Here is a 26,004-nt window from a genome sequence, read left to right on the forward strand (position 1 = left end):
ATCTTGACGATAAGTCATTTGACCAGCTTGTAGAGGAAGCAAAAAAACTCATTCCCGTATATGCTCCGGAATGGACCGATCACAACTATAGCGATCCCGGGATCACGCTTATCGAGCTTTTTGCGTGGCTTACCGAAATTGAACTGTATCGCACAAACCTTGTGACTGACAGGCATCGTCTCAAATACCTTGAACTACTGGGGACAACACCGAAAAAAGCAAAACCTGCACATGTAGACCTCAGTTTTAGTTCAACCCAAAAAACGGAGCTGGTAAAGGGAACTCAGGTGTCAACTGAAGTTGCAGGCGAGAAATTCTATTTCTCTCTGGATGGGGACCTGGATATAATTCCTGCTGCATTTAATATTGAGAAACTGATAGTTGACGAACTCACAGGAGGAGTGTTCGACCGCACGAGTGCAAATCAAGACGGAGACCTTTTCTTTGCTCCTTTTGGTGAGCAGGTGCGGGCTGGATGCACATTTTATCTGGGTTTTGGAAAAGAAAGTGCCATCCCGCCTCAGACTCTCAGCTTTATGTGTTATCTTTACGAAAAAGACCTGAGAGCTCCTGGAAGCCATGGAAACGAGCAGGAATACGAATTTGAAAATGCGAAACTGAAATGGGAAATTTCGGACCTGGCTGGCGGATATCCGTGGAGAGAGGTAAAATCGATAGATAATACTGCAGGGTTCAAAAAGAGTGGAAGAATAATACTTAGTGAGCTTGAAGGCTGGAAGGCAGTTCAATCTATTCCTTTAATGAATTTTGAAAATTCCTATTTCTGGCTTCGCTGTATGGTAAAAGAGTCAGGTTATGAGTACCCTCCCAGAATCGAGAAAATAAGGCTGAATACGATCCCGGCAACTCAGGACCTGACTGCAGGAAAAGGGAGTGAGAAGGAGGACGAAGAAGGAAAAGAGGACAGAGAAAAAGGAAAAGGGAACGGAGAAGAAGGAAATCTTAAAGCTGGCTGTATCTGGAAGATTGAAGGAGCCGAACATCTGGAAATTATAAATTACATGCCTGCAGCCGGAGGTAGAAAAACCCAGACCATTGATGAGGCAGTAGAAGATTTTCTCAGAGATTTTAAAATTCCTTATACTGCAGTTACAACCTCAGATTATGAGTACATAGCCCTGAATGCTCCGGGTCTTAGGGTGGCAAAAGCAAAAGCAGTGCCCAATTATCGCCCTCTCCGTTCTCAACAGGCAAAATCCAGAGGTACAGAACCGACAAAATCAGAGTACAGCAAAGGTTCTGTAACCGTTATAGTGATTCCCTATACTCCCCTCGAAATTCTCAGGTCTCCCCCTACTCCTTCTGAAGGCTTTATACAGGCAGTATGCAGACATCTTGACAGACACCGCTTGCTGGGAACTGAGATTCATGTAATTTCTCCCGATTATGTAAAAGTGACAGTGAACGTTACAGTTGTCCCACAGGAGGGCAACCTTGACGACAGCCTTGTCCGAGAGGGCGTATTATCTGCACTTAACAGGTACATTCATCCCGTAAAAGGAGGGCTTGACGAACAAGGATGGCCTATTGGCAGAGACGTTTACCTTTCGGAGCTTTATGAGCTAATGGAAACGGTTGCGGGGGTAAAATGCATAATCAGGCTTTCAGTTTCCGGAGAACCTGACGCATACCCAGATTCATATGGCAATCTCGTACTGGGCTCAAAGTTTTCGAGCATTTATTCAGGGGAACACAATGTGGAGATTGCAAGGGAAGCCAAGAGCTGCCTGAAAAGAGGTGGTTTGCATTCGGGAAATTAAATATAGATGGATAGATTCAAAGGTACTTTTCGAAGAATTCATGGAATATAGCGAGAATCTCGATCTCAGACACGGTGACCTGAGGCTTTCCAGTGCTTATACATACTTGTTCGAGGAGGTGTTGTTAGGAAATCCGGGTTTTATTATTGAGGATATTGCAGTCGATGAATGCGGTTTCCTTTACCTTCTGAGTACAGAAAGCATTGCAGATACGGACAATCCAATAAATACAGAAAGCCCTGCAGATACAGGAAGTCCTGCCAGTACTGGGAAAAGTCTGATATTCAGGTATGCGGGAAATACGGCTGCTCTAAAGCCAATAGGGAACTGTCCCGGAATTTTTCCGTTAAAACTGGGAAGAGTTTCTGCAATTGGGGTAGACGAAGATACCCTTTACATTGCAGATAACGTCGACGGCAGCAATTCCCGTCTCAGTGCTTTTACAAAAAGTGACTATCATTTACGCTGGACCCTTTCAAAAGGCCCGGTTAGAGAGGAAGCTGAAGGGGAAGTTGAAGGGGAAGCTGAAGGGGAAGCCGGAGAGGATCTGAAAAAAATTACTGGTATAAAATGCGATGAAAAAGGGAATATCTACATTCTTGAAGGAAACAGGGTGCTTTCCATTAACAAGCACAGCCCCTCTCGTCCGGAACCCAGAATTTCCTGCAAAATTAACGGATCCGGAGAGCCAAAGATTCTGGAAGTGGATAAAGAAGGGAAGCGTTACGTCCTTGAAGGAAACAGAATTCATATCTTCAAGGCTGGGGAAACGGAAGCAGAAAGGAAAATAGATATAGAGAACTTTTCTCCCTCTGGGATCGCGGTTGATGCCTGGAAGGAGGTTTTTGTAGGGGAAGCGGATGAAACAGGAGACGAAAACCAGACTGAAAAGACTATACATAAGCTGGAGTTTGACAACAATCTTCTTTCTCATCCTTTATGGTCCTATAGGGATACCTGTAAAAAGCTTGTATACGGCCCTGAAGGCAGACTTTATGTGCTTGACGGAAAGGGAAAAAAGCTCACCAGTCTTATACGTAAAAAAGTAGATTTGAAAGCTCCTGATAATTCCTTCAGGGGAACCTACATCTCAAAACCTGTGGACAGCCAGGAAAGAGGTACTATCTGGCACCGGCTGGTACTTGATGGAGACTTTGCAAAAGGCACTCAGATAGAGTTCTTTTATTTCTCTTCGGATGAAAAGCTTTCAGGAGATCAAATTGAAGCTCTTGGTCCGGACGAGTGGAAAGTGTGCATTTCCGAGACTTCGGCAGTTCAGGGCTATGAGAAGAGGGATTCGCTTTTCCTGGATAGGGCGGAGGGCAGGTACCTCTGGTTTAAAATTATCCTTTCAGGAACAGAAGAGATTTCTCCGTGTATCGCATCTATCGGGATATTTTTCCCAAGGGCTTCTTACATCGATTATCTGCCTGCTATCTACAGGGAAGAACCGCATAGCAGAGACCTTCTGGAACGCTTCCTTTCCATATTTGAAAGCATAATCTTTGAAATGGATCATACAATCGAGCACATAGACCGTGTTTTCGATGCCGACTTTGCTCCGCCTGAATTCCTTTCCTGGCTTGCTTCCTGGCTTGCGGTTCCTGTAGATGAGGACTGGAGTGAAGAGAAAAAAAGACTTTTTATCAGGCATGCAGCCTCGCTGTATATAAAGAGAGGGACAAGGGAAGGGCTCTCCGAAAGCATCGAACTTTTTACGGGGATAAAGCCCCTGATTGTGGAAAATTTCCGCATCGAGTTCCCACTTGAAGGAAACAGGTCTCTTCCTTGCACCGGCGAGGATGTAATCTTTTTCCCTCCGGATGAAGCCAGAGTAAAAATAGACGGCAGGGAAGAAAATCTCGTCAATGTCCTTTTCGGGACCGAAAAATTTGTTTTCACGGTTTTCCTGAAAAGTCCGGGAATTGACACGGATACTATAAAGCGTGTTAGAAGGATTATTGACGAACAGAAACCTGCACACACATGTTACAACCTGAAGGTACTCGAACCCTGGTTCTACCTGGATATGCATACATATCTTGGAATCAACACCGCACTTACTGAGCCTGAGTTCATCCTTGGTACAAAAGCTGTGATCGGCAGGGATACTATCCTGGGCGACGAGGAGAAAGCCGGGCAGGTTGAAAGGCATTCAAGGGCAGGAATTGATACTGTACTTTCTTAAGATTCATTTCTTAAGATTCGATTTCTTAAAATTGAAATCTAAAGATTGAGATCTAAAGATTAGAGATCTCAAATTCGATATTGTTTTCCAAGCTACTCTTTCTAGATTAATAATTGACTGCAGGCAACTGCATAAGTCCTAATATGTATATTTTAAAACAAAGGGGTAATGGCATGTCCAATCACATAAACGGAACTGATAAGTGTAAACTGTACAGATTTGAGAAAAACAACTATTTTTACGGCAAGTTGATGACAGTTCGGGACTTCGAAACCGAGCAGAGTTATTTTGATGAAAAACGTCACCTGGTCAATAGACTTCTCCACGGCTCAGGGCTTGTCTGCGGTTTTGAAGACCTTAAAATGGAGCTTAAAGGCAACAAGATTCTGATTGATTTTATAGATGGAGGAGTAGCACTTGACTGCTGCGGACGCGAGATTGTAGTACCGGCAAATACACTGGGAAAGGATGTAATTAGCAGCAGCGGGTCAACTGTTTCTACTTTACCGGACGGCTCATTTCTCTATCTGAAATATAAACCCTGTTACGAAGGTTATGTTGCTGCAGCTTCAAATCCCTCAAGTTGCGAAGAGAGATGCTGCCCCGGAAGGGTTGTTGAAGACTTTGAGGTAATTGTCTCGAGTGAGGCTCCCAGTTCCGAAGGTATCCGCTGCCGGGTCGAATCCTCAGAGGACCCGAATGTAATTCCTGGTGCGAGTGAGTGGCTCGAAAATCTTGAAGAAGAACACAAACAATGCTCTCTATGCGGGGAAAATCAAGGAAGTAAGGTTTTTCTTGCGAGTGCGGACAGTGATCTCGTAATCAAACGGGAAGATACTGAAAAATACAGGATTTTTTTCACCCAGAAGGAACTCTACCAGCTTTTAAAGTGCCATATCCTGGACTCTAACAATCCTCATGAGGTAACTGCATCCCAGACCGGGGCACTTGTAAGTGTGGATGGGGTAAGCAACCCTGGCGGAAATGTGGATCTTGCCCCAAAAAATGCCATTGTTATTATTCCTGATGATACTAACAATCTTATCGCTATAGGAGAAACCCATTCCTCAAGAAAAGACAATCCACATGAGGTTACCGCTGCCCAGACAGGGGCACTCGTTAGTGTTAGTGGAGTCGGTAATCCAGGAGGAAATATAGACCTGACCGCAGGTGCAAATATTTCGATAACTCCCAACCCTGCAGCCAATACTATTGAAATCGCTTCCACGGGAGGAGGAACCCCGGCAGTAACAGTGGAAAGCGTGGGTACCAGCCTTATTGTTGGTACTTCGGACAAATATTCTCGTGAAGATCACGTACACGACCTGGGAAAAGAAGTTGTCGACTTTGGAAACCTTTCCGAAACGCTTCAAAAGCAGCTTAACCTGCTTTTTATGTATCTCAGAGAAAGAGCTCTGAAATGTACTGTAAGTAATTTTAAAATAATTATGAGGCAGCTGGACAGCAGTATAGCCTTTAAAATTTCCCAGGTAGCCAAAGATGCAGTGGACAACAGGATCTATGAAAATGAGGATGATTTCATTTCTTTTATGAAAGACTTGCTGGAGTTGATGAAGGAATTTGCAGATGAAATTCAGGGAAGAGTTACGGATATAAGTTTTGAAAGATTTATGAAATCACTGGAAGAACTTAAAGCGGCTATTGGCTCAGGCGATGCGATTCAGGTAGCTATACAGCAGGATGAAGTCTGCTTCTATGCTATGGAACTTGAGATGCGAGGATAAGTTCTGGGATAAACGAAAATTACGCCACCCATGCAAAATTTTCTGACTTAAACCCTTTATTTTCAGTATCATCTCCGATTATTTAGATGGTTTAAACCTTTTAATTTTTAACCATGATTTTTGAGGCGGGAATTTAATCTACTTAATATTTTTATTTTTTTCACGGTCTTTCAATCTCTGGCTGGCATATTTAAAATAAATTATCAAACAAATTGGGAAGAATACATGGCTGAGAAAGCTGTAGTTCATGCCAAATCACAGGAATCAAAGCAGAAATGCTCGAGTTTTTGCAACCAGAAATCCGGCTATAATTCTTCCGGGTCTCCTGCTGACAGGATGCTGCAGCTTCAAAGAACTGCAGGCAATCAGGCTGTTCAGAGGCTGATCAAATCAAGAGTTCTGCAGGCTAAGCTTAAAGTGGGTCAGCCTGACGATATCTACGAACAGGAAGCCGACAGGGTGGCTAATGAAGTGATGCGGATGCCTTTGAAAACGGGAGACAGCGATCAGTCATCAGTGGACAGTACAAGTACGAAACCCGTAATTCAATTGAAGTCAGGCTGCCTGTTTGCCAAGGGTCCCCCGTGCGGGGAAGAGGAACTTCTTGAAAGAACGATCATGCTTCAGATGATGCATCATTCCGATCTTGATTCCGGCCAAGGCCCCGATGTTCCGCCGTCAGCGGAGTCAGCCATCAGATCGCTCACAGGTAGGGGACAACATCTCTCCCGGTCTGAGCGCTCTTTCTTCGAGCCGCGCTTTGGGCATGATTTCGGCGGTGTGCGCATACACTCCGGACATGACGCAGGTGAATTGGCCGATGCTTTACGTGCAAAGGCGTTCACGGTGGGGAGGGATGTGGTGTTCGGGAAGGGGGAGCACATAATGGGGACGAGCGAAGGACAGCGCCTATTGGCACATGAGCTAACGCATGTGGTGCAGCAGTCAAGGTCACAATTGCCTATCACTACTGCGACCCGGCCCGGCTTAGTGCAACGACAGAAAGGCGATGCGAAGCAAGCGGCGCGAGCCAGGGTAGACGAGGCGATGAAAAAACTCAAGGCGAAATTCGGACTGGCTAAGGTCACTGAGGAAAATGGTGCCACGTGGAGTGAGTCCGAGTTGGCGAAGGTCGATGCTGCCTTCTCAAAAGTAAGCAAGGAAGATCAACCGTTGCTCAAGGATTTACATCTGGTTCGTACGGACAAATTTGAACCTTTTGTGCGGCAAGGGAAAACATTCAAGATCGCCGGGACGACCTTCGGTATTGGAATGATAAAACTGGCTAGGGAAGCGTTTCAGGGCGATGCTAGTACGATCCTCCACGAGGTCGGCCATTTGATACAAAATAAAGTGGCCTCCGCGATGTTAGAGAAGTCCAAGGCCAAGTTCGATCTCGAAGCGACAAGACTAATACTGGCAGAAATACAGAAAAAGGCTCCCACTCGGGTGGGCCACGAGATACAAACCTTTGTCGCAGCACTCAACCTAGTGGCAGCAGCGGCTGTCGATCTGATGAATAGCGGCGAAGATGACCGGGCAGCTAAGCAAAGTGTTCTGGATGATGCCAAAATGCAAGCCGACATTGCTCGGTTAGAGGTTGAACGACTTACGAACGATGATGTCGCAAAGGCTTGGTTAGAAGTCCACGACAGGCAGCAAAAGTGGGTTGAGGCAATCGAGAAATATGTAGAGGAGAAGGGAAAAAAGAACCTGACAGGTTTCATTGATGTGGTCACGAAGAACAACCTCGCACGGAAGAGGTATGCTCCGTTCACAGACTATGTAGCAGCTCACTGGCCAACTAAGCCGGAGGAATTCTTTGCACAATCATTTCACACGTGGCGCACCAACCCGAATTACATGAAGAGGAATATGAAACCTCTCTTTGATTGGTTCGAGAAGGGAGGCCATCGGGAGAGTAAAGGCTATCTGGAGGGCAAAGGCGCAATTGAAACAGTGCGTGAAGTTGCCCCCGTGATATATGAGCTGGGGAAAGAATTCAAGGAGACCTTTTGGCCTAAGGAGTTTCAAGATGCCATCTTTGGAAACCAGTAGCGATCATGCCCGGCACAGGTTTAATTCAATCAGGAATGATATATCCCGGGGTCTCCTTTACACCCACACCCGCATCGGTGACAATACCAGGAAGATACTGGAGTCCACTTCGTTTCTCTACGGTCTCTTAGAGCTGCTCAACGAAAAAGGGATAATCACGATCGAAGAGCTTGATGAAAGGGGATGGCAGGTCGCTGAGCGCCTGGTCAGGGAGTTCACTGAGAGCGGACTCGGGCTCATGTACCAGGATCCTGGATACGAAAGTACACTTTTGATAAGGAAGCAGATGTCGATTGTGAGAGCAGGCTGGATGTATGCAAAGCGATATGCTGTAAATTACCATTCGCGCTGTCAAGACAGAGTGTAATGAAGGGATAATCCGCTGGGAGTTTGGCCGTCCCTATCTGATCGCTTGCGGTGGTGATGGTTACTGTATATGTCTGGACCGGAATACCTATAAGTGCACAGTTCGGGATCACCGGACCGTACCATGCAGGGATTTTGATTGCAGGGATAATGAACAATGGCATTTTTGGGTTGATTATGTCAAGAAGATTCTCAATCCTGAATTAAAGGATAGGATTGAGAGGGATAATAGTAAAATCTGTTCTTCCTGTTTATCAAATAAATTCAAGTTATTAATTTCCTGTTATTTTTATCAAAACGAGTATAAGCAGTTACTAACTGTGTCTTACCAGATTTGAGAGTCTGTCTAATGCTTACGATTCTCAGTAACTAACCATCACGACCGATATTTAATCTAATATTTTCATTTTGTGGGTGCGATTTTGAATTTTTGGCACAGTTTTCAATCTTTGGCTGGTATATTTAAAATATAAATTACCAGATATAAATTGGGATGGGTATATGGTTGAAAAAACTGGAGTTAAAGCCAGAACACAAGAAACAAAGCAGAAATGCTCGAATTCTTACAAACAAAATACTAGCAGTCCCTCAGGTTCTCCTGCCGATAGAGTCCTGCAGCTTCAAAGAACTGCGGGCAATCAGGCAGTTCAGAGGCTGGTCAGGTCAAGAACTTCACAGGCTAAGTCCAGAGCTTTGCAGGCTAAACTCAGGATAGGCCAGCCTGATGATGTCTACGAACAGGAAGCTGACAAAATTGCCGAGCAAGTAATGAGGATGCCTGAGCCGCAGGTTCCAAAAGGAGAAGAGGTTTCCAGCCACATTCGGAATAACTCTATACAACGCAGGTGTCCAGAGTGCATTAAGAATAACCCAAAAAAGGAAGAAGAGGAGGGAATCTTCCGGAAGAAGGAGGCTTCTAGCCCTATTCCTGAAGTAACTCCAGAACTGGAATCCCATATTAGCAATATCCGTGACGGTGGCAAGCCTTTGCCCGAGTCTGTGAGAGCTTTCTATGAGCTGCGCTTTGGCCGTGATTTCAGCCAGGTACGTGTGCATACGGATTCAAAGGCGGTGCAGATGAATCGCGACCTGCGGGCACAGGCATTCACCTATATGCAGGATATCTATTATGGAGATGGAAAAGCTCCTGATAAAAATGAGTTGACTGCCCATGAATTGACTCATGTGGTGCAGCAAACCGGGGGAGTTCAAGCCAGACAGGCCTCTGAGCAACTACCTGTCAAATTAAAGTGTTTGACTTGTGAAAAAAAGAAAGCGGAGGTACAAAGATCACCTGATATATCAGTTTCCATGCCCGGAATACAAAGGTGGTCACTCTTTGGCGATAACGAAGACGGGAAAGAGTCGAGTAGCTCAGGTGGAGGGATCTTAAATTGGGCTGAAGAGAAAGCCAGCGAGATAGTAAACTCCATTACTGAAGCCGGAGGCGAAGCGGTTGATTGGGCTAAGCAACAGGCAGGTGCAGTTATTCAATCTGGAGATGGGGCTGAACAGCAAGGTACTTCCGATAACATGTTTGGGGCAAACTTTAGCCCTGCTGCGCTGGCAACGGCAAAAAAACTGGCGAGTAAATTAAAATGCAAATTCTCAATTGGGAAGGAAGGAATTACTCTTAGTTGCGGGCGTATCAAGTTAACAGATCCCCAGGAAGAAAAGGTTCTGGAATTTCCTAAATTATCGAAGGTTAAGAATTTAAAAGACTATATAATTGCAGGGGTAAGAATCGATACGCCTCAACTTGGGCTTGACATAGGTCCCAGCCTGTGGCTGAGCGTTGGCTCGGTTACCCTTAATGATGTTTTGATTCGGATTGATCCCCTACGTGATACTTACATAGGACAGGGGCAGGTTAATGTTCCAATAGGCAGCCATATTGTCGTCGAAGCTGCGGGAAAGATAAATGCCGGTGCCACACTCTCAATTCCGGTCGAAGGGATTAGCATCCCTATTAAGGGTTTTGCTGAAGGGGGATTCAGGGGTGAAGGTATAGGCTCTACTATCTTTAATTTTCAGGAGATGGCGCACCTATCATATATTCAGGACAAATTTATTTTTGACCTTGAAAGTAAAATTAAAGCCGGTTTTAAGGTGCAGTTTAATGTCACGCCTTTCTTAAATGTCCAGTATAAGATAGCTGAAAGAGAAAAACGCCTATGCGAGTTTACTGCACCAGTATGGACCTGGGAAAAGTGGATTAAGGCTGAAGAGCTATCTATTCCTCTTTCAATAAATCCAGGTAAAAGTAATAAGCCTGTTACTATCGGACCGGTAACGAAACAGGTTATTTCCGGTGAGGATATCGAAGGGAATCTATCACGGAATCTGCCAGGTCTCCAGGGAAAATGTACAACGCTCTGTGATTTAATTGAAGAGATTGGAGATCCATCTCAATTAATTTCTGCACGAAGTAGCATCGGTCAAAGTCAGGTTTTTAGTGCAAGTCAGGATAAAGTTTTGAAAGCACTTTCAAATGCAGCTGCTGAAGTTTGTGGAAAAAAGGGAGAAGTACCAGCTGTAGTCAATACGGGTTTGGATGAACCACATCCTATAGGGATGATCTGGTATAAGCCATTCAACAAATATAAACCAGTCATAAAATTCGAGCGCGATGAACATTATTATCGCACTGCACCCAAAAAACTTCCCGAAGATATTGATCCAAAAGGCCGTTCACTTGGTGTTACGATATGGTATAAAGAAAAGAGCAAATTCAGGAAAGAGAGGAAAACTGACAGCAGGAAAGAGCAAAATCAGCTGCGAGAGATGCTCAAAGAGTACAGTATTGATTATGATGAAAACCAGTATCAGGTTGATCATGTGCTGGATCTTCAATTGGGTGGAGATGACGCATTCGAAAACCTCTGGCCTCTCGAAACAAGAGTAAATCAGATTGCAAATAATGCTCATAGGGACCAGTGGGTCTGGTTCAGAGAATCGGAGGGCTCTAAGCCGATACAGGCAGTACTCGGGGACGCGAGACTTAACGGCCGCTGGTTTATTATCCAGAGTACTAAGGGGTAAGGAAAAGTTGCGTATGGCATAGGTTCATTATAAGTTGTCTAAATGTTAACCCACATGCTCCTTTTTTTCGCGTCAGCTGCGTTGTGAGAAAGCGGAAACACAAAAGACAGGACATGATCCGAAGAGTATCGTAATTAATGTTTACGGAATTTTTATAAAGAGTTGCTGGAATTACAGGGTCAAAATTTTTACATCTTCCAAAGTAAAGAAGTGTAGATTTTTTAGATTCGATCTATGATTTGATCCACATCTCACGGATAAGAGCTGGATAATCTCCAATTTTTTTATTGCTCTAAACCTTTAACTGGCACATTTTAAAGTATAATAATACTAAATATTAATTGGGAAGGTCATATGGCTGAAAAAGCTAGAATTTATGCAAAAATAAAGGAATCAAAGCAAAAATGTTCGAATTTCTACAACCAGAAACCCAGATATAATTCTTCTGGGTCTCCTGCTGACAGAACATTGCAGCTTCAGAGAACTGCAGGCAACCAGGCAGTTCAGAGATTGATCAAATCAGGAGCTTTGCAGACTAAACTCAAGATAGGTCAGCCTAACGATATCTACGAACAGGAAGCTGACAGGGTTGCCGAACAAGTCATGAGAATGCCGGATCCTGTTCCAGAGCGCAGGTCTACCGAACGCAATGAGAATAAAGAAAGATTCTTACAGACCAAAAAATCGCCAGAGCAGGCGCCTGTAACCCAGGGGCAGGAGAGTGTACCACCCGTCATCAATAAGGTGCTGCAATCTCCCGGTCAGCCACTCGACCCGGCTACCCGTACTTTTATGGAGCCTCGATTTGGCTATGATCTTTCGCTGGTACGGGTTCATTCCGGTACGGCCGCCGAGCAATCGGCGCAGGAGGTGAATGCCCAGGCCTATACGATAGGGCAAAACATTGTGTTTGGCACAGGTCAGTTTGCTCCGGGAACCCAAAAGGGACGGCAGTTGCTTGCCCATGAGTTAACTCATATTGTGCAACAGAACGCTTTACTGGCAAATCAATCGACGTCTAACGGCGTGATTCAGCGAAAGCCAGCTCCGGATGCAAAGACGGTAAGTGAGAACAAGGCAAGACTTGACAGGTTGGCGAGGAACCCCCGCGAGGCGCATCGCGCATGGAAGAGGCTTAACATACAGGATAGGTTCATTGTTCTAGACAGTATGGCACGACGTTATGGCGCTGCTTTTGCGGACCAGTTCCGAGAGGTTGCACAACGCGGGAAACCGGATTTTAGTGTAACCTACTGGCAGCCTCGCAGTGGGCCAACCCCAGAACAACTCAGGGCTGGAGGATGGCGCTTCCTGGAGATGGAATTCACCGGAAATGCCGCCTTCGATGTAGAGGTCTGGGTGAATCCATCAGGAAAAACTATTCGACGGGACGTTTCCACTTATCGGCCCGACCAGCCGGAAAAAAGAGAAGAAACACCAGAAAAACTGCCGCCTACTGAAAAAAAGGAGGATAAACCGCCCATTGAGGATTGCAAAGAGCTAAAAGAAATAACATTGGCAATTTTGCGTGATACGATCTCCACCGAAAATGCCGCGAAAGCGGATCTGGAGGGCGAGAAAAGCCAGCTGGAAAAGATGAATAAGACTACCGATGATTACTGCCAGCGATACGACGAATATATCCAATCGCTGCGGGCCATGAAGACAAGAGTGGATACTTCGGTGGACGACATCGAAACTATGCGCAAACAACTGGTGGAAGCAAAGTGCCCCGTGGACATTATCGATAGCGAGCTCCAGGAGCTGACGGATCTTCAGATCTGGGTCGATATCGAGTCCGGTCCGATGGGTACACAGTTTCTCGAGTGTATCAGGGTCCGACCTCCCAGGGATTTACCTGAGGACGAAGAATGAGTGGTTTCCGGTCGAAAGCTTCCCGACTTCAGTGAATAACAGGCACTAGATAATATGGAAGATTTTCACATAATACAATAGGAGGAATAAGTCATGACAACAGAAGATGTGCTTAATACAATCGAAAACCTGAGCAGACAACTTCAGTCCGCAATAGGTTCGCAGAACACAAATGAAATTACAAAATTGTATACGGAAAATCCGAAATTCTTGCCTCGCGGCGGTGACATTCCACAATTTGATCCTCTTCCGGAAAACCGCTGGTCAAAGGAATATCTAAGTGCATACTGGGAGAAGGTTTTTCGGATTCCCACAATGGGTTGCTGCAAGTATATACAGAGAGTCAACAATATAGAAGTGCTTGGTGATGTAGCATACGAAATCGGAACATATCATCTTGCAGCGGATACCGGAGTAGGGGAAGACCTTGAAGAAGGAGCATACTTTATCCTCTGGAAGAAAGAAGATGACCAGTGGAAGATTGCAGTACATATTTTGAACACTGGAAGCAGTCCGAAGTGGTGAAGTGTAGCTGAGATTTGAGAAATATGTAATATTGAATAAAAAACATATTTTTTCTAATAAATAGACGTTTTAATAAGCAATTTTTTAAATTTACATTTATCTTGGTTCAAACACTCCCTGTAAACAAAAACATTAAATCTAAAGTTGATTATTTTTGGGGTTAGTTAGCTAGCAACAGATGAGATGAAATTCCCATGCCAGTAATCACCTTGCATTATGAAGACCTCGAAAAACTTACAGGAACGGATAAGGAAACCATCATAAAAAGGGTGCCAATGATAGGTGCCGATATCGAAAGGGTTGAAGACGAGTATGTTGATATCGAGTTCTTCCCTGACAGACCTGACCTTTACAGTGTGGAAGGGGCAGCCAGGGCAATGCGGGGTTTTCTTGACATTGAGACCGGGCTTCCCGAATATGAGATAAAGCCTTACAATGTATCCATATCCATAAGTGAAGATATCCTGAATATCAGGCCCTTCCTCGGGTGTGCGGTTGTAAGGGGAGTGAAATTCACATCCTCTTCCATCAAGTCTCTCATGGACCTGCAGGAAGACCTGCACTGGGGCCTGGGTCGAAACAGGAAAAAAGTTTCCATAGGTGTGCATGACCTTAAAAATGTGAAACCTCCTTTCCGCTATATGGCAGTAGATCCCGGATTCGAGTTTGTGCCTCTTGATTACACCGAAAAGATGAGCATGACAGAAATCCTGGAAAAGCACCCGAAAGGCACAAGGTTTGCCCATCTTGTCAAAGGTTTCGACAAATACCCGATCATCCTGGACGCAAATGACAATGTGCTGTCCTTCCCGCCAATTATCAACGGGACGCTTACTACAGTGACCGAACAGACTACCGACCTCTTTATCGATGTCACAGGTCTTGGGGAAGCAGTATACACAGCCTTGAACATCGTGGTTACAGCCCTTGCAGAAAGAGGCGGACAGATCGAGTTTGTAAGGGTAATCCGTCCCGGAGGAGAGGAATTCATCCTTCCTGACCTTGAGCCGAAAGAAAGACTTCTTACAACAGAAGAGGTAAAGTCCCTGATAGGCATGGAACTTTCAGTTGACGAAATAGTAAAACAGCTTGAAAGGATGCGCTTTGGGGCATGCGCCCTTGACAAAGAAACCGTCGAGGTAAAGGTTCCGGCTTACAGGGCAGATATCCTGCACAACTACGACCTTGTAGAGGACATTGCCAAAGGTTACGGTTACGAGAATATCAAAGTAAGGGTTCCTGAGACCTATACTGCAGGTAAGTCCCACCCGATTTCCCTGATGCGGGCTTCCGTAAACGAAATAATGGTCGGGCTCGGCTACTATGAGGTTATGCCCTTCACACTTACCAGCGAAAAGATCAACTTCGAAAACATGTGCAGGCCAAAAACTGACGATGTTACCTATGTGCTTCATCCGATCAGTGAAGACCAGACAATACTCAGAACAACCGTGCTTCCTAACCTGCTTGAGATTCTTGCCTTAAACCAGCACAGGGAGCTTCCTCAGAAGATCTTTGAGTTCGGAGAGGTCGTAAGCAATGAAATAACGGGTCAGCACGTAGCTGCAGTCTCTATCCACCCGCAGGCAAACTTCACTGAAGTATATGAGGTAGTGGACGCCCTTATGAGAGAGATGATGCTTTCTTATGAGGTAAAAGAGTCCGAAGATCCGGCTTTTCTTGAAGGCAGGCGGGCAGATGTTTATGTTAACGGTAAAAAGCTTGGAGTTTTTGGAGAATTCCACCCCGAAGTAATAAGCAACTTTTCGCTCGGATATGCCGTTGTAGGGTTTGAGCTTGACCTTAACGACATTATAGATAAAAATATTTAATTCGAAGGTTAATTTTCCAATTTTTCAATTAACCTTTTAAATTAACTCTCAAATGGATCACTTCTTTTTTTGAAGGGTACCAGATAAGCTGGCAGCAGCTCCCTATAAAAGTTTGATTGAAATATTATTTTTTACCAGCTGTCAGGATAGCTTTACCCCTTAAAGTCAGAAAAGAAAAACAAAAGATTCAATCTTCGGATTTTTTGAATAAGATTAATATATTAGGTAGAGGCTGCCGGTTTTCATTATCTGTAGTTATTATATACTTCTATCATTATATACTTATTAATATGTTCTAACAGTTATATGACTATATTTATAAAAGGAGTTAGTTTTTGAAAAAAATAGGCTAGTTAATACTGATTTTGATAATGAAATTGTAACTGTTAAATATTTGATAAGTAATAAAAAACACAATTAATAGCCAAAAATCAAAAATTAGTTTATAGGGTACTGGGAGATTAAAAAATGAAGAACAGAATCAGGCTATACTCAATACTTGTAGCTTTATTCCTTTTGCCTTTTCTCTGTGCGACCGCATCCGCGGATACGGTACAGGGTGTTGAAACTCAGATCACTGCCAACAACTCAAGTCAGTCGAATCCCGATATCTATGGCGAGTGTATTGTGTGGCAGGATGACCGCAATGGATATTATGATCCCTATGTTTACGAACCGAACTGGGATATCTACATGTACGACCTTTCCAGTTCCACAGAAACTCAGATTACAACCAGTGAATCGAACCAGAGCCGGCCTGCTATTTACGGGGACCGGATAGTCTGGACAGATGATAGGAATGGTAATTACGATATTTACATGTATAATATCTCCACTTCCACAGAAACTCAGATAACCACCAATGGATCGAACCAGAGTGACCCTGAGATCTATGGAGACCAGATAGTCTGGACAGATGACAGGAATCGTAACTATGATGTTTACATGTACAATATCTCCACTTCCACAGAAACTCAGATAACCACCAACGAATCAAACCAGAGGGGACCTGCTATTTACGGGGACCGGATAGTCTGGACAGATGAACGGAATGGAAATGAGGAGTACATCGTCGACACCTACATGTATAACCTTTCTACTTCCACGGAAACCCAGATCACAGAGGATGGAGGTTATCTTGAATACGGTCCTTCTATCTACGGGGATAGGGTAGTGTATATGAGTGAAATAGCAGGCGATTTTGTCTGGACGTATGACCTCTCTACTTCAGAGCTAACTTTCATCGCCTTCGATGCTTGGAGTCCGGATATCTACGGAGACAGGATAGTGTGGATGTATGGAATGGGATTCTCAGACATCTACATGTATGACCTCTCCACTTCCAGGGAAATTCAAATAACCAGCGATGAAGCACATCAAGGGGCTCCAGTTATCTACGGGGACAGGATAGTATGGGAGGATGACCGCAATGAAAACTCCGATATCTACATGTTTACTCTTTCTTCTGCTGAGTTGACGCCTCTGAGTGAAATGACAGCTCTCAGGGAGTATGTTGAAAGTACATACAAGTGCCATGTGAAAACAAAAACAGGCCTGGCTACTCTTCTTGATAGATCGAAATCCTTCCACGAAAAGAGTGAAGATGCAAAAGCCGTTTCCATGCTTAAATCCTTTATTCATCTTGCTGACAAAATGAAGGACTGCGGGCAGATTTCGGCTGACGAAGCGGATTACATGGTTAAGGAAGCAAAGGAAATTATCTATCAGATACAGGCTCAGCAGGAGTGAGAAGTGAGATTAAAATTTCTTTCCACTCTTTCTTTTTTTACTTTTTCACTCATTACCTTTATCCGTTACCTTTACCCATTACTTTTACCCATTGCCTTTACTCATTACCTTTACCTATTGCCTTTACCCTTTACCCTTTATTTTAACACTAAGTAAATTATTTTTATTTCAGTATCTTTTCCATTTCCGCTGCAATTCTCCTGACTTCAGGTATTTCTTCGGTTTCAGCCAGCTTGTTCACAAGTTCGAGCATTCTCTCCTTCATCAGTTCCAGGTCTTCAAGAGCAAAAGAAAGTTCTCCTATAAGGGCTTCCAGACTTTTTGTTTCTATGAGACCTGAAAGCTTTTCAGAGTCAGCTTTTATTGGAAAAAGGGCTTCAGGAGAATTAAAGTCCACATCATATTCCTCTTCAAAGTACTCCTTTGGAAAGGTTTTGAGCCACCTGACATTCCGAATGTGGCTGATAAAATTACTGAGCTGCCTGTGTTCGTAATCCCCGGTTACCTTTCCGATCAGTACCTCGTTTCTTGCCTTGAGAGGGACCGCGACAAGGTCTCCTTTCCTTATTTTTGTGATAAAGGAGTAGATTTCCCCTGCCCAGGTTTCGGATAACCCTCCCCGCATGCCCGGGTATTTTTCGAGTATGAGTTGTTTAACCTGCTCTTTGTTTTTGTTTGATAGATCCGGGAGTTCAGCCCAGCCGATGGTAACCACGCTGTCATCCAGAATTCTCTCTTCGTCCTCTAAAGTGCCTGCGGCTTTGAGCAACCAGAACTTCATAACCTGTCTCCTCATTATTATTTCTCTTATCAGACCTGAACGGTTCTTATTTGTTTTATTTCTAACTGCCTGTGCTCTCTAAAGGAGAATTACATATTTGCCGATTTTCCTTAAATTTAGTCCTGGAAAGTAGACTATCATGCACGTATCTTTAGTATATTAGGAATACGGACACCGAGGTTATACCGAATATCCTTCTGTATCTCGCCTATCATGCTTACTTCACTTTTATCCAATATGTTTGCGTACTGGATAACAAAAAAGTATACGAGAACAAAGGCTGCGTACTCCCAGGCTTCTCCGGAAAGCGGAATTGCCTCCCTGGTTGCTAGCATGGATGCGACTATGAAGGCGCAAATAAAGGTCAACTTCCTGTACATCGAGGTGAAAGGGTGCATGTTCTCCTTTTTCCAGGTTCTCAGGGTCATCAGGACTTCAATAGCTGTGTAAGATATTGAAGATGCTACAGCTGCACCTGCCATGCTATACTCAGGTATAAGCATGAAGTTAAGAATTACATTAATTCCTGCACTTGCAACCGAACACTTCATAAGGAAATCAGAGTTTCCCGATGCCATTATTGTATGATAGTTAAATCCGAAGTATGAGTTTGCTATGAATCCCAGGGCAAGGATACGCAGGACCGGAGCACCACCTGAATATTCCGCTCCGTAGAGCTTCGTGAGAAGAAACTCGGGATACACAAACATTAACACGAAGACAGGAAATGTAAGCATGAAGCACCACTTGGTCATTATCTGGTAAAGAGAACTGATCGATTCGTTCCTGTTTTCTCCCCACAGTTTTGATGCTACAGGGACATACACAAAACCCATTGAGTTTATTATTATAGTCAGAAACCCTACAAGCGGGTATACTGCATTGTAAACTCCAACAACTTCAGGTGACTTGAAATAACCGAGCATTATGGTATCTGTCCAGGTCATAAGGTTCAGCAGAGTTGCTGTTATCAAAAGGGGAAATGAATACCTTATCAACTTCCTTGTTGGCTCACTGAACTTAAGTTTCCATTCAGTCTTGAACGGGGGTCTTATTATAAAGTACACCGACATTATGCCAAAAGTAAAGACCATTGAGAGCAAGTCTGCAAATACGATTCCTTTCAGGGGTACGTTGAAAAACACAGCTGCAGAAGCAAATCCGAGAAAAGACACCGGCCTTATGATGTTATAGAAATACATATTAACATTCGTAAGGTCGAATCCTCTGTAGATCGCGATTGTTACGTTCAGGAGTATGGTGAAAGGGATGGCAAAGATCATAATCCTGACTACAGACAGGATTTTGCTCTGGATGTCAAATCCTTCCCCTGCCAGACGTTCGAAGAGTAAGGGTGAGATCAGCATTGCAAACAGACTGGCAATCAAACCCATAATTATGGCTGAAACTATTATCTCATGAATCTTGTGCTCTTCATTCCTGCCTCTGAAATATGCAATGTACCTTGGTACTCCATCACTGAGTCCAAGAGTTGCGACTGCACCTGTAATTGATATTACCGTAAGTGCAAGAGAATATATGCCAAAGTCAGCTGGTGAAAGATATGACGTAAGTACTCCTCTAAGAATGGTATCTAACAGCCGTCCAATAAGGGTTCCTGCAAATATTACACCAGAACCTATAACTATTTTATTAACTGAGTCACTAACCGATATGCTAACACCGTTTTATTATCCTTAGTTGCAATCTCTCCAAATGCAGATCAAAGTTTAATCCGTTGAGGATTACTCTTTTTATTTTTCTTAGCAGTATTATTGAACTGCTTATAATTTAAACTTCTTCCAAATTTACAGTTCTACAGAATATATTGATATTTCTTGTAACTGTGAATTTTTACAAGGAAAACTCTTTAAGTTTACACTGCCAGGTAGAGGTATGGGCAAAAAGGTCTTTGTCGGGGTTGACGGCTGCAGAGCAGGCTGGTTTGCAGTGTTTCTTGATGAGACAGGGAAAAAAGAATGCAACTGGGAAATTGCTCTCTTTCCTGAGTTTTCACTCCTGATTGATTTTTTGGAAAACAACTACAGGCAGGCAGAGCCTCTTATCCTTGTTGACATCCCAATTGGCTTGAAAAATGGAGGCAGTGGAGAAAGGCTTTCGGATATCGGTGCCCGGAATATTCTGAAAACCAGGAAGTCCAGCATCTTTCCTATACCGCGCAGGGAAGCGATTTATGCGGAAACCTATGAAAAAGCCTGTGAGATTAATGAAAGGCTTTCTGAAAAACGTATCTCGAAGCAAGCCTGGAACATACTCCCTAAAATACGGGATGTGGACGGTTTCCTGGTTGATAACGAAAGTTTCAGGGAAAAAGTCAGAGAAGTAGGGCCCGAAATCTGTTTCCAGTCTTTTGCAGGCTTTCCTATGAGATATTCAAAAAAGAAAGTTGAAGGTTTTATTGAAAGAAAGGAAGTTCTGAGTAATGTCTTCAAATCTACAGATGAAATCATAGAATATGCTCTTTTAAAGTACAGAAGAAAAGACCTTGCAAAAGATGATGTCCTGGATGCCCTTGCAGCTGCACTAACTGCAAAAATAGGCAGCAGGTATGGGTTTGTTTACGTACCCGAAGAACCTGAGACTGATAGTAGAGGACTGAAGATCCAGATGATTTATTGTGAGTGTGACTTTTCTTCTATTGATTCGGTTACTTTCACGCAGTACCAGAAAAGCTCTTTTCCCCAGTCCAAAGCTCTTTTGTCAGCGGACATAAGTAACTGGTCCCTTAATTTTCCATTATTTTCGTAAAGTTTAAGCATAAGAAACCTGTCAGTTACAACAATTGAAGGGATAGGTTCAGGTTTCTGATAGATAAATATTTTTGAGTTTTCGTTTCTGGACAGCCTGTTAGCATCTTCAGGAAAATTCGAAAACAGGCGTCTTACAACATTTTCTGACATACAGAGGGTAAGTTTGGTTCCATTTTCCGCAAGGTCTGCATAAAGAGAAGGTGCTTCAGGATGGAAGTAGGATACAAAGGTAAATACCTCTTTTGAACTCAGAATATTTTCTATGAAGGCTTTTGGGGTTTCAAGCATATGATCCAGATCAGGTTCAAACAGTTCGCAGTGTCCGAGTTCATCGATTCTGTCCAGAAGGAAATCTGGAATAGAAGTTAAGTCATGTGTTTTCCAGTAGCTGTCATCGACTTCAAGAACCTCAATAGTATTCAGTAGTGGCTCCAGGTTTTCAACTATTATTTTTCCTGTTTCTGATAAAGCATAGACTTTCTTTTCTTCGGTAATCAGGTGAGCATCTTTCAGTTTTTTTATATGAGGCTGGATCGAGCTGGCATCTACGTTGAGCAATTCTTTGATTGTATCGATATTTCTTGGTTCTTCCCTTAGCAGGAGCAAAAGCTCTTTTCTCCTGTCAGAAAAGAAAATAAGGTTGATAAGTGACTGTTTTATGTTCTCACCTGCCGTTTGCCCGCTTGTTCATAATAATGCCCTAAAAACTTTTAATGCCCTAAAAACCTTTTCATTTTTGAGCATAATCGCCCTTCCCATATTTTATATTTTCCCAAATTTACAAATACTCTGACAAATTATAGTCAGGAAGAGATTTTAGTTGAAGCACTTGAATAACTATATAAATTGCGTATAAATGTTAGAATTCGAAGTGAAATCAAGATTAAGCCAAAAAAAGAAAGGATTGAAAAATAAAATAAAAAAATCAAACAGGAAGGAATAAAAATAGAAGGAATTAATCTATAATTCATCCCGAACATTAAACAATAATTCAGTTAAAAAATTCAGTTAAAAGCTCGGTTGAGAATTTTATTGAAAATTCAATCCATTCAGGTGATCCGATTATTATAAGTATCCAGATAAGGAACTCAATCGGAATGGAATTCGTTCTGATCCCTGCAGGAGAATTTGAGATGGGCTCCCCTTCCCGTGAGAAGCGCAGAAAGCTCTGGGAAAGCCCTGTACACAGGGTATCTATAAAAAAACCTTTTTATCTTGGCAGATACCCGGTTACTCAGGAACAATGGATCAAAGTAATGGGAAGTAATCCTTCGTGTTTCAGGGACGAAAAGCACCCTGTTGAAACTGTTTCCTGGGAAGAGGTACAGGTCTTTATCCGAAAACTTAACGCCCTTGAAAACTCTGGCGAAAAAAGCTCAATCTACCGCCTCCCCACGGAAGCCGAATGGGAATATGCAGCCAGGGCAGGAACTATAACCAGTTTCTTCTTCGGCGATGACGAATCTAAACTCACTGAATATGCCTGGTATCTTAAAAACTCGGGACTTCAGACTCATCCTGCAGGCTTGAAAAAATCCAATACATGGGGGCTCTACGATATCTACGGAAACGTAGGGGAATGGGTGCAGGATGAGTACCATGTAAGTTACAAAGGAGCGCCTTCAGATGGTCAGACATGGGAAAGCCTTTTCGCCAGCATATCCGTGCCTGTAAGGGTCAGGAGAGGCGGGGGCTGGAACGGGAATGCAGGCTGCTGCAGGTCGGCTGAGCGACTTTTTGCGGCACAGGATAAGAAACTCAATAGCCTGGGATTCAGGGTTGTTAAAGAAGTTTGACCATATGGAAAATCCAGAAGAAAACTTAGTTTATTTTATGCCGTTTCTGTCCACTTTATCCACTATTTTCTCACTTAAATGTTCAGTAAGTTTTTTCCCTCATCCTCCGTAGAGAATCCATAAGTAAGGAAATGCTGGCTTTATTTGCAGTACCCTGAACCATCCGATAATTGAAGAGTACCCAATCCGCTTGGCAGAGCTTAAAAGCATCCACTCTCATCTCTCAAGCCTGGGTGGACCGTGAATTCTCACCGGACTCATGCCGCCGGGATACTTCAAGATCGAATTTTATCAGCATCCAGCCGGTAAGTCACATAACTCTTTTGTGAATGACATTTGTGTTAATTCTTTCTATGTGCTTCGTTCATACTTTTATCCTTCAAAAACTCGTAGTGGTTCACAGCTTTCAGTCTTCCTTCCTTTCACCTCTTCTTTTCCAATCCATCCGAACATAAGGATCAATTTTTCTAAAAAATAAGCCGGCTTCATTGCCGGCATTCTGCAAAATATTGGCCAGATTAGCAGATATGAGCCATGTCCTTTTCTGATGGGCATGGTTTTTCTGTTCCGGATTTTGTTCCATTTTCGAGGAATTGGCAGGCTTTTTCGAGATCGTCGACTAGAATTGCTGCCATGTCAGGAGTGAAATTTTCTCTTACGACGATGCGCATTATCTCAATATCCTCCGCATTTTCCGGGAGACAGTAGGCGGGGACTATCCAACCCCTTTCCCTCAATTTGTGCGAGAGCTGCAACAAGGAATAGCCAGCCTTCTCTTTTTGTCTGAAAGCAATTATAGGGAGCCTTTCTCCTTTGTTCAGCATTTCGAAACGGCCCAGCCTGTCAACCTTCTCGGCAAGATCCTGGGAAACATCAAGGATTTTTTTCATTATTCTGGTATAGCCAGCTCTTCCGAACCTTAAAAAATTGTAATATTGGGCTGCGACCATTGCACTGCCTCCTGAAAAGTTCAGGGTGTACGAATCTTCCATTTCCCCAAGGTAGTTTACACGGAAAATCAGGTCTTCAGGGAGGTCATTTTTATCACGGAAGATCAGCCAGCCAAGGCCCGGATAAGTCAATCCGTACTTATGCCCTGAAACGTTTACGGATTTTACTCTTTCCAGCCTGAAATCCCACTCAAAATCCGGTTCGGTAAAAGGCAATATGAAGCCGCCACTTGCAGCATCGATATGGATGGGTATGTCCCAGCCTTTTTCTTTTTTATATTCCAGAAGTAAATCGTTAATTTCTTTTACAGGATCTATTTCTCCTGTAAAAGTCGTCCCCAGAACGCAACCAACACAGATTGTGTTCTCGTTTATCCTCTCTGAGACAGCTTCAGCCGTGATTGTGCGCTTATCTTTGTCTATAGGAACTTTTCTGGCATCGACATCAAAGTACCTGGTAAACTTATCCCAGCAAACGTGAGCATCGTTTCCGAAAATTATGTTTGGTTTATCCGTACCTCGTCCTGATTTTTTCCAGTTCCATTTATGAGCCAGCAAACCCAGCATTATAGCTTCTGAAGAGCCAGCTGTTGACGTGCCCACAAAATCGGTGTGATGGCCATTAAAAAGACGCCCAAGCATATTCACCATAATATTGTGAATAACTCTGGCAGTTTGAGGATATTCGAAAATATCTATGATATTTTTGCTGATGTTTTCCATGACAAGCTTATCTGCTTCCGGTTCCATCCATGTGTTGACAAAACTTGCCAGATTCAGGAAAGGATTGCCGTCGAGGCTCTGCTCATCATGTACCAGTTGATAAGCTGCCCTCGGGCTCATGCCCTCCTCAGGAAATTCATACTTGGGAACTCCTTTTTCTCTTGTTTTTTGGATATATCTGGCACTGTATGCACCGACATGATGTTTTTTCGACTCATCCAAACTTTCCAGATTAATTTTCCTAGAAATCATAATTTTGACCCCTCTCAGATACAGTAACAAAATCCTCTGTCTTCCCCAGCTTACTTTGAAAAAAAGAAAGTACAAAGCTGCTGGAAGGATAGTCCAGGCTTCTAATTAATTATCTTTCCTTATTTTAATAATAATCTTTTTATTATTTTTAATTCTAACATTTGCATCTTACTTCTGAAAATTTCCATAAATGCTGCTTTTATTTTGATAACAGTTTTATAATTTTTTAACAACAACTCTCTGAAGAGATTTTATGATAATCACAGAAATGACTTAGCACCCTTGACCCCTGCCTTTTTTTCAGGCAGGGGCAAAAAAGAGTTGCAGGTGCTTTCGACAATTTAGGAGGCGGTTAAAATTTGTGTCTGTCGGGTAGAGACACTTATCTATACTCTCAACTATTATTTAACAATTTTGTTTGTAATTTTGCTATTTGTTATTAATATTATTCGTCATTGTATTAATCATCTTGAAACAGGAAATTTCTGAAAGTTGACAATATCTGTTGTTTAAACTATTGGAATATTAGAAGTAAGCCAAAGAATTCGAAATTTCAGATCCTGATAACGAAAAAAAAGAAAAAAATAGAGCAAACTTTTAGTGAGACAAAAATATTTGAAAAAAGCTAAGTAGTATACGGTCTTCGGGAAAATGGTAAAGAGATAAAGTAGCTTAATGTTACTCTTGAGAAAATAGGTTTTGAGAAGGGAAGATTATGCCGTTTCGAGATATAACCCCTGATGAGCTTGAGTTTCTTGTGAAAAAAGCCCTTGAACTGGAAGCTGTTGATGCAAAAATAATCCCTACCTATCAGGTCTTTGTAGAGAAAAGAGTGGTCTTAAAATGCAGGGGATGTATAGGGTACGGAAAAAAACTGACCTGCCCGCCCCACGTCCCCACTGTTGACGAGTTCAGGGAAATCCTTAAAGAGTACAGATATGCCCTGCTTGTAAAATTCAGATCCCCTGCAGTAGCAGACGAGGAAATCGCAAAAGCCCCTTATAAGACCTGGCTTGATCCTGCCGAACCTGAAGAAACAAGAGAAAAAGCATCGAGATTCTGGTCTGATTATTTTGATTACAGCAAAAAGATGCTTCTCTCAATGCTCGAGCTTGAAAAAACAGCCTTTAACGAAGGTTTCACCTTTGCAGTTGCATTTGTTAACGGTTCTTGCAGGCTCTGTGAGAAGTGCAATGTGGAAAAAGGAATCTGTATACACTCGAACATGGCAAGAATCCCGGAACATGCTGTTGGGATAAATATGAAAAAGACGGCAGCAGAAGCAGAAATGCCATTAGTATTCCCTATCAAAGGGCAGCCCGAGCCAATGTCCATCCTGCTTATTGATTAAAGACGGGAAAAGAGAGAAGCAGTTTTAAATAACTGTTTACATAATAAGTCAGAGTGTTATGCCCCTGACAGGTCAGAAAACTAGTAATAGATGCACTAGCAGTTCTAAACTCCTTTCAGTAAAAAGAAAAACCTCACATGTTTGAGAAATACTTTCCCTGAACCTGAAAATCTTTTAATCAACAGTAATAGAAATGCCCCTGCAAGTCTTTCCAGTGGT

General features: G+C 43.1%; 17 protein-coding genes and 1 pseudogene. 14 read left to right on the forward strand and 4 right to left on the reverse strand.

The features are described 5' to 3' along the window. Positions 1 to 161 precede the first annotated feature (161 nt). From MSHOH_RS10215 to MSHOH_RS10260, 11 genes are all read left to right on the forward strand, one after another. Complete coding sequence (locus tag MSHOH_RS10215; RefSeq protein ID WP_048139408.1) at positions 162 to 1,781, forward strand: baseplate J/gp47 family protein; 1,620 nt, start codon at positions 162 to 164, stop codon at positions 1,779 to 1,781. A gap of 40 nt (positions 1,782 to 1,821) precedes the next feature. Further along, positions 1,822 to 3,969, forward strand: coding sequence for a phage tail protein (locus MSHOH_RS10220; protein ID WP_158024114.1), 2,148 nt, complete (start codon positions 1,822 to 1,824; stop codon positions 3,967 to 3,969). A 173-nt stretch (positions 3,970 to 4,142) separates the two neighbouring features. Then, positions 4,143 to 5,714, forward strand: a complete 1,572-nt coding sequence (locus tag MSHOH_RS10225) for a hypothetical protein (RefSeq protein ID WP_048139412.1) — start codon at positions 4,143 to 4,145, stop codon at positions 5,712 to 5,714. Positions 5,715 to 5,939: 225 nt separating this feature from the next. Next, positions 5,940 to 7,772: an eCIS core domain-containing protein gene (locus MSHOH_RS22135; protein WP_052730809.1), complete on the forward strand. Its 1,833-nt coding sequence runs from the start codon at positions 5,940 to 5,942 to the stop codon at positions 7,770 to 7,772. Continuing rightward, positions 7,750 to 8,139 carry a hypothetical protein gene (locus MSHOH_RS10235; protein ID WP_204245410.1) on the forward strand — a complete coding sequence of 130 codons (390 nt, stop codon included), beginning with the start codon at positions 7,750 to 7,752 and terminating at the stop codon, positions 8,137 to 8,139. The genes MSHOH_RS22135 and MSHOH_RS10235 overlap by 23 nt, the downstream gene beginning before the upstream one ends. Before the next feature lie 56 nt (positions 8,140 to 8,195). Then, entirely contained in the window at positions 8,196 to 8,345 is a 150-nt protein-coding gene (locus MSHOH_RS24645; RefSeq protein ID WP_204245411.1) for a hypothetical protein, read from the forward strand. 294 nt (positions 8,346 to 8,639) lie between these two features. Next, positions 8,640 to 11,180, forward strand: coding sequence for an eCIS core domain-containing protein (locus MSHOH_RS22140; RefSeq protein WP_052730810.1), 2,541 nt, complete (start codon positions 8,640 to 8,642; stop codon positions 11,178 to 11,180). A gap of 354 nt (positions 11,181 to 11,534) precedes the next feature. Further along, a complete protein-coding gene (locus tag MSHOH_RS22145) occupies positions 11,535 to 13,055 on the forward strand; it encodes an eCIS core domain-containing protein (RefSeq protein WP_052730811.1) in 1,521 nt (506 codons plus the stop codon). A gap of 93 nt (positions 13,056 to 13,148) precedes the next feature. Next, positions 13,149 to 13,580, forward strand: a complete 432-nt coding sequence (locus MSHOH_RS10250; RefSeq protein WP_048139414.1) for a YybH family protein — start codon at positions 13,149 to 13,151, stop codon at positions 13,578 to 13,580. Positions 13,581 to 13,774: 194 nt separating this feature from the next. Further along, positions 13,775 to 15,412 (forward strand): phenylalanine--tRNA ligase subunit beta, encoded by a 1,638-nt coding sequence (gene pheT, locus MSHOH_RS10255; RefSeq protein WP_048139416.1) that lies wholly within the window; start codon positions 13,775 to 13,777, stop codon positions 15,410 to 15,412. A 468-nt stretch (positions 15,413 to 15,880) separates the two neighbouring features. Further along, positions 15,881 to 17,161, forward strand: a complete 1,281-nt coding sequence (locus MSHOH_RS10260) for a TolB family protein (protein ID WP_052730812.1) — start codon at positions 15,881 to 15,883, stop codon at positions 17,159 to 17,161. Positions 17,162 to 17,324: 163 nt separating this feature from the next. Here the strand turns inward: MSHOH_RS10260 and MSHOH_RS10265 are convergent, their stop codons facing one another. Together MSHOH_RS10265 and MSHOH_RS10270 are read right to left on the reverse strand one after the other, a co-directional pair. Next, the gene (locus tag MSHOH_RS10265; RefSeq protein WP_048139418.1) at positions 17,325 to 17,942 is read right to left on the reverse strand and encodes a restriction endonuclease; all 618 of its coding nucleotides are present in this window, start codon (positions 17,940 to 17,942) and stop codon (positions 17,325 to 17,327) included. Between the two features lie 137 nt (positions 17,943 to 18,079). Further along, complete coding sequence (locus tag MSHOH_RS10270) at positions 18,080 to 19,618, reverse strand: flippase (RefSeq protein WP_048139419.1); 1,539 nt, start codon at positions 19,616 to 19,618, stop codon at positions 18,080 to 18,082. 220 nt (positions 19,619 to 19,838) lie between these two features. Here MSHOH_RS10270 and MSHOH_RS10275 point away from each other — a divergent pair, with 220 nt between their 5' ends. Continuing rightward, entirely contained in the window at positions 19,839 to 20,711 is an 873-nt protein-coding gene (locus MSHOH_RS10275) for a DUF429 domain-containing protein (protein ID WP_338037929.1), read from the forward strand. On the opposite strand, the pseudogene MSHOH_RS26130 reads toward MSHOH_RS10275, so the two are convergent. Continuing rightward, a pseudogene (locus MSHOH_RS26130) lies at positions 20,678 to 21,373 on the reverse strand (helix-turn-helix transcriptional regulator); the annotation flags it as partial. The gene MSHOH_RS10275 and the pseudogene MSHOH_RS26130 sit on opposite strands and share 34 nt — an antisense overlap. 437 nt (positions 21,374 to 21,810) lie before the next feature. Here MSHOH_RS26130 and MSHOH_RS10280 point away from each other — a divergent pair. Next, complete coding sequence (locus tag MSHOH_RS10280; RefSeq protein WP_158024115.1) at positions 21,811 to 22,509, forward strand: formylglycine-generating enzyme family protein; 699 nt, start codon at positions 21,811 to 21,813, stop codon at positions 22,507 to 22,509. A 518-nt stretch (positions 22,510 to 23,027) separates the two neighbouring features. Here the strand turns inward: MSHOH_RS10280 and MSHOH_RS10285 are convergent. Next, positions 23,028 to 24,434, reverse strand: coding sequence for a glutamate decarboxylase (locus MSHOH_RS10285; protein ID WP_048139423.1), 1,407 nt, complete (start codon positions 24,432 to 24,434; stop codon positions 23,028 to 23,030). 715 nt (positions 24,435 to 25,149) lie between these two features. Here MSHOH_RS10285 and MSHOH_RS10290 point away from each other — a divergent pair. Beyond that, positions 25,150 to 25,785: a DUF2284 domain-containing protein gene (locus MSHOH_RS10290; RefSeq protein WP_048139425.1), complete on the forward strand. Its 636-nt coding sequence runs from the start codon at positions 25,150 to 25,152 to the stop codon at positions 25,783 to 25,785. Positions 25,786 to 26,004 lie beyond the last annotated feature (219 nt).

The organism is Methanosarcina horonobensis HB-1 = JCM 15518, assembly GCF_000970285.1.
GTDB classification, from domain to species: Archaea; Halobacteriota; Methanosarcinia; order Methanosarcinales; family Methanosarcinaceae; genus Methanosarcina; species Methanosarcina horonobensis.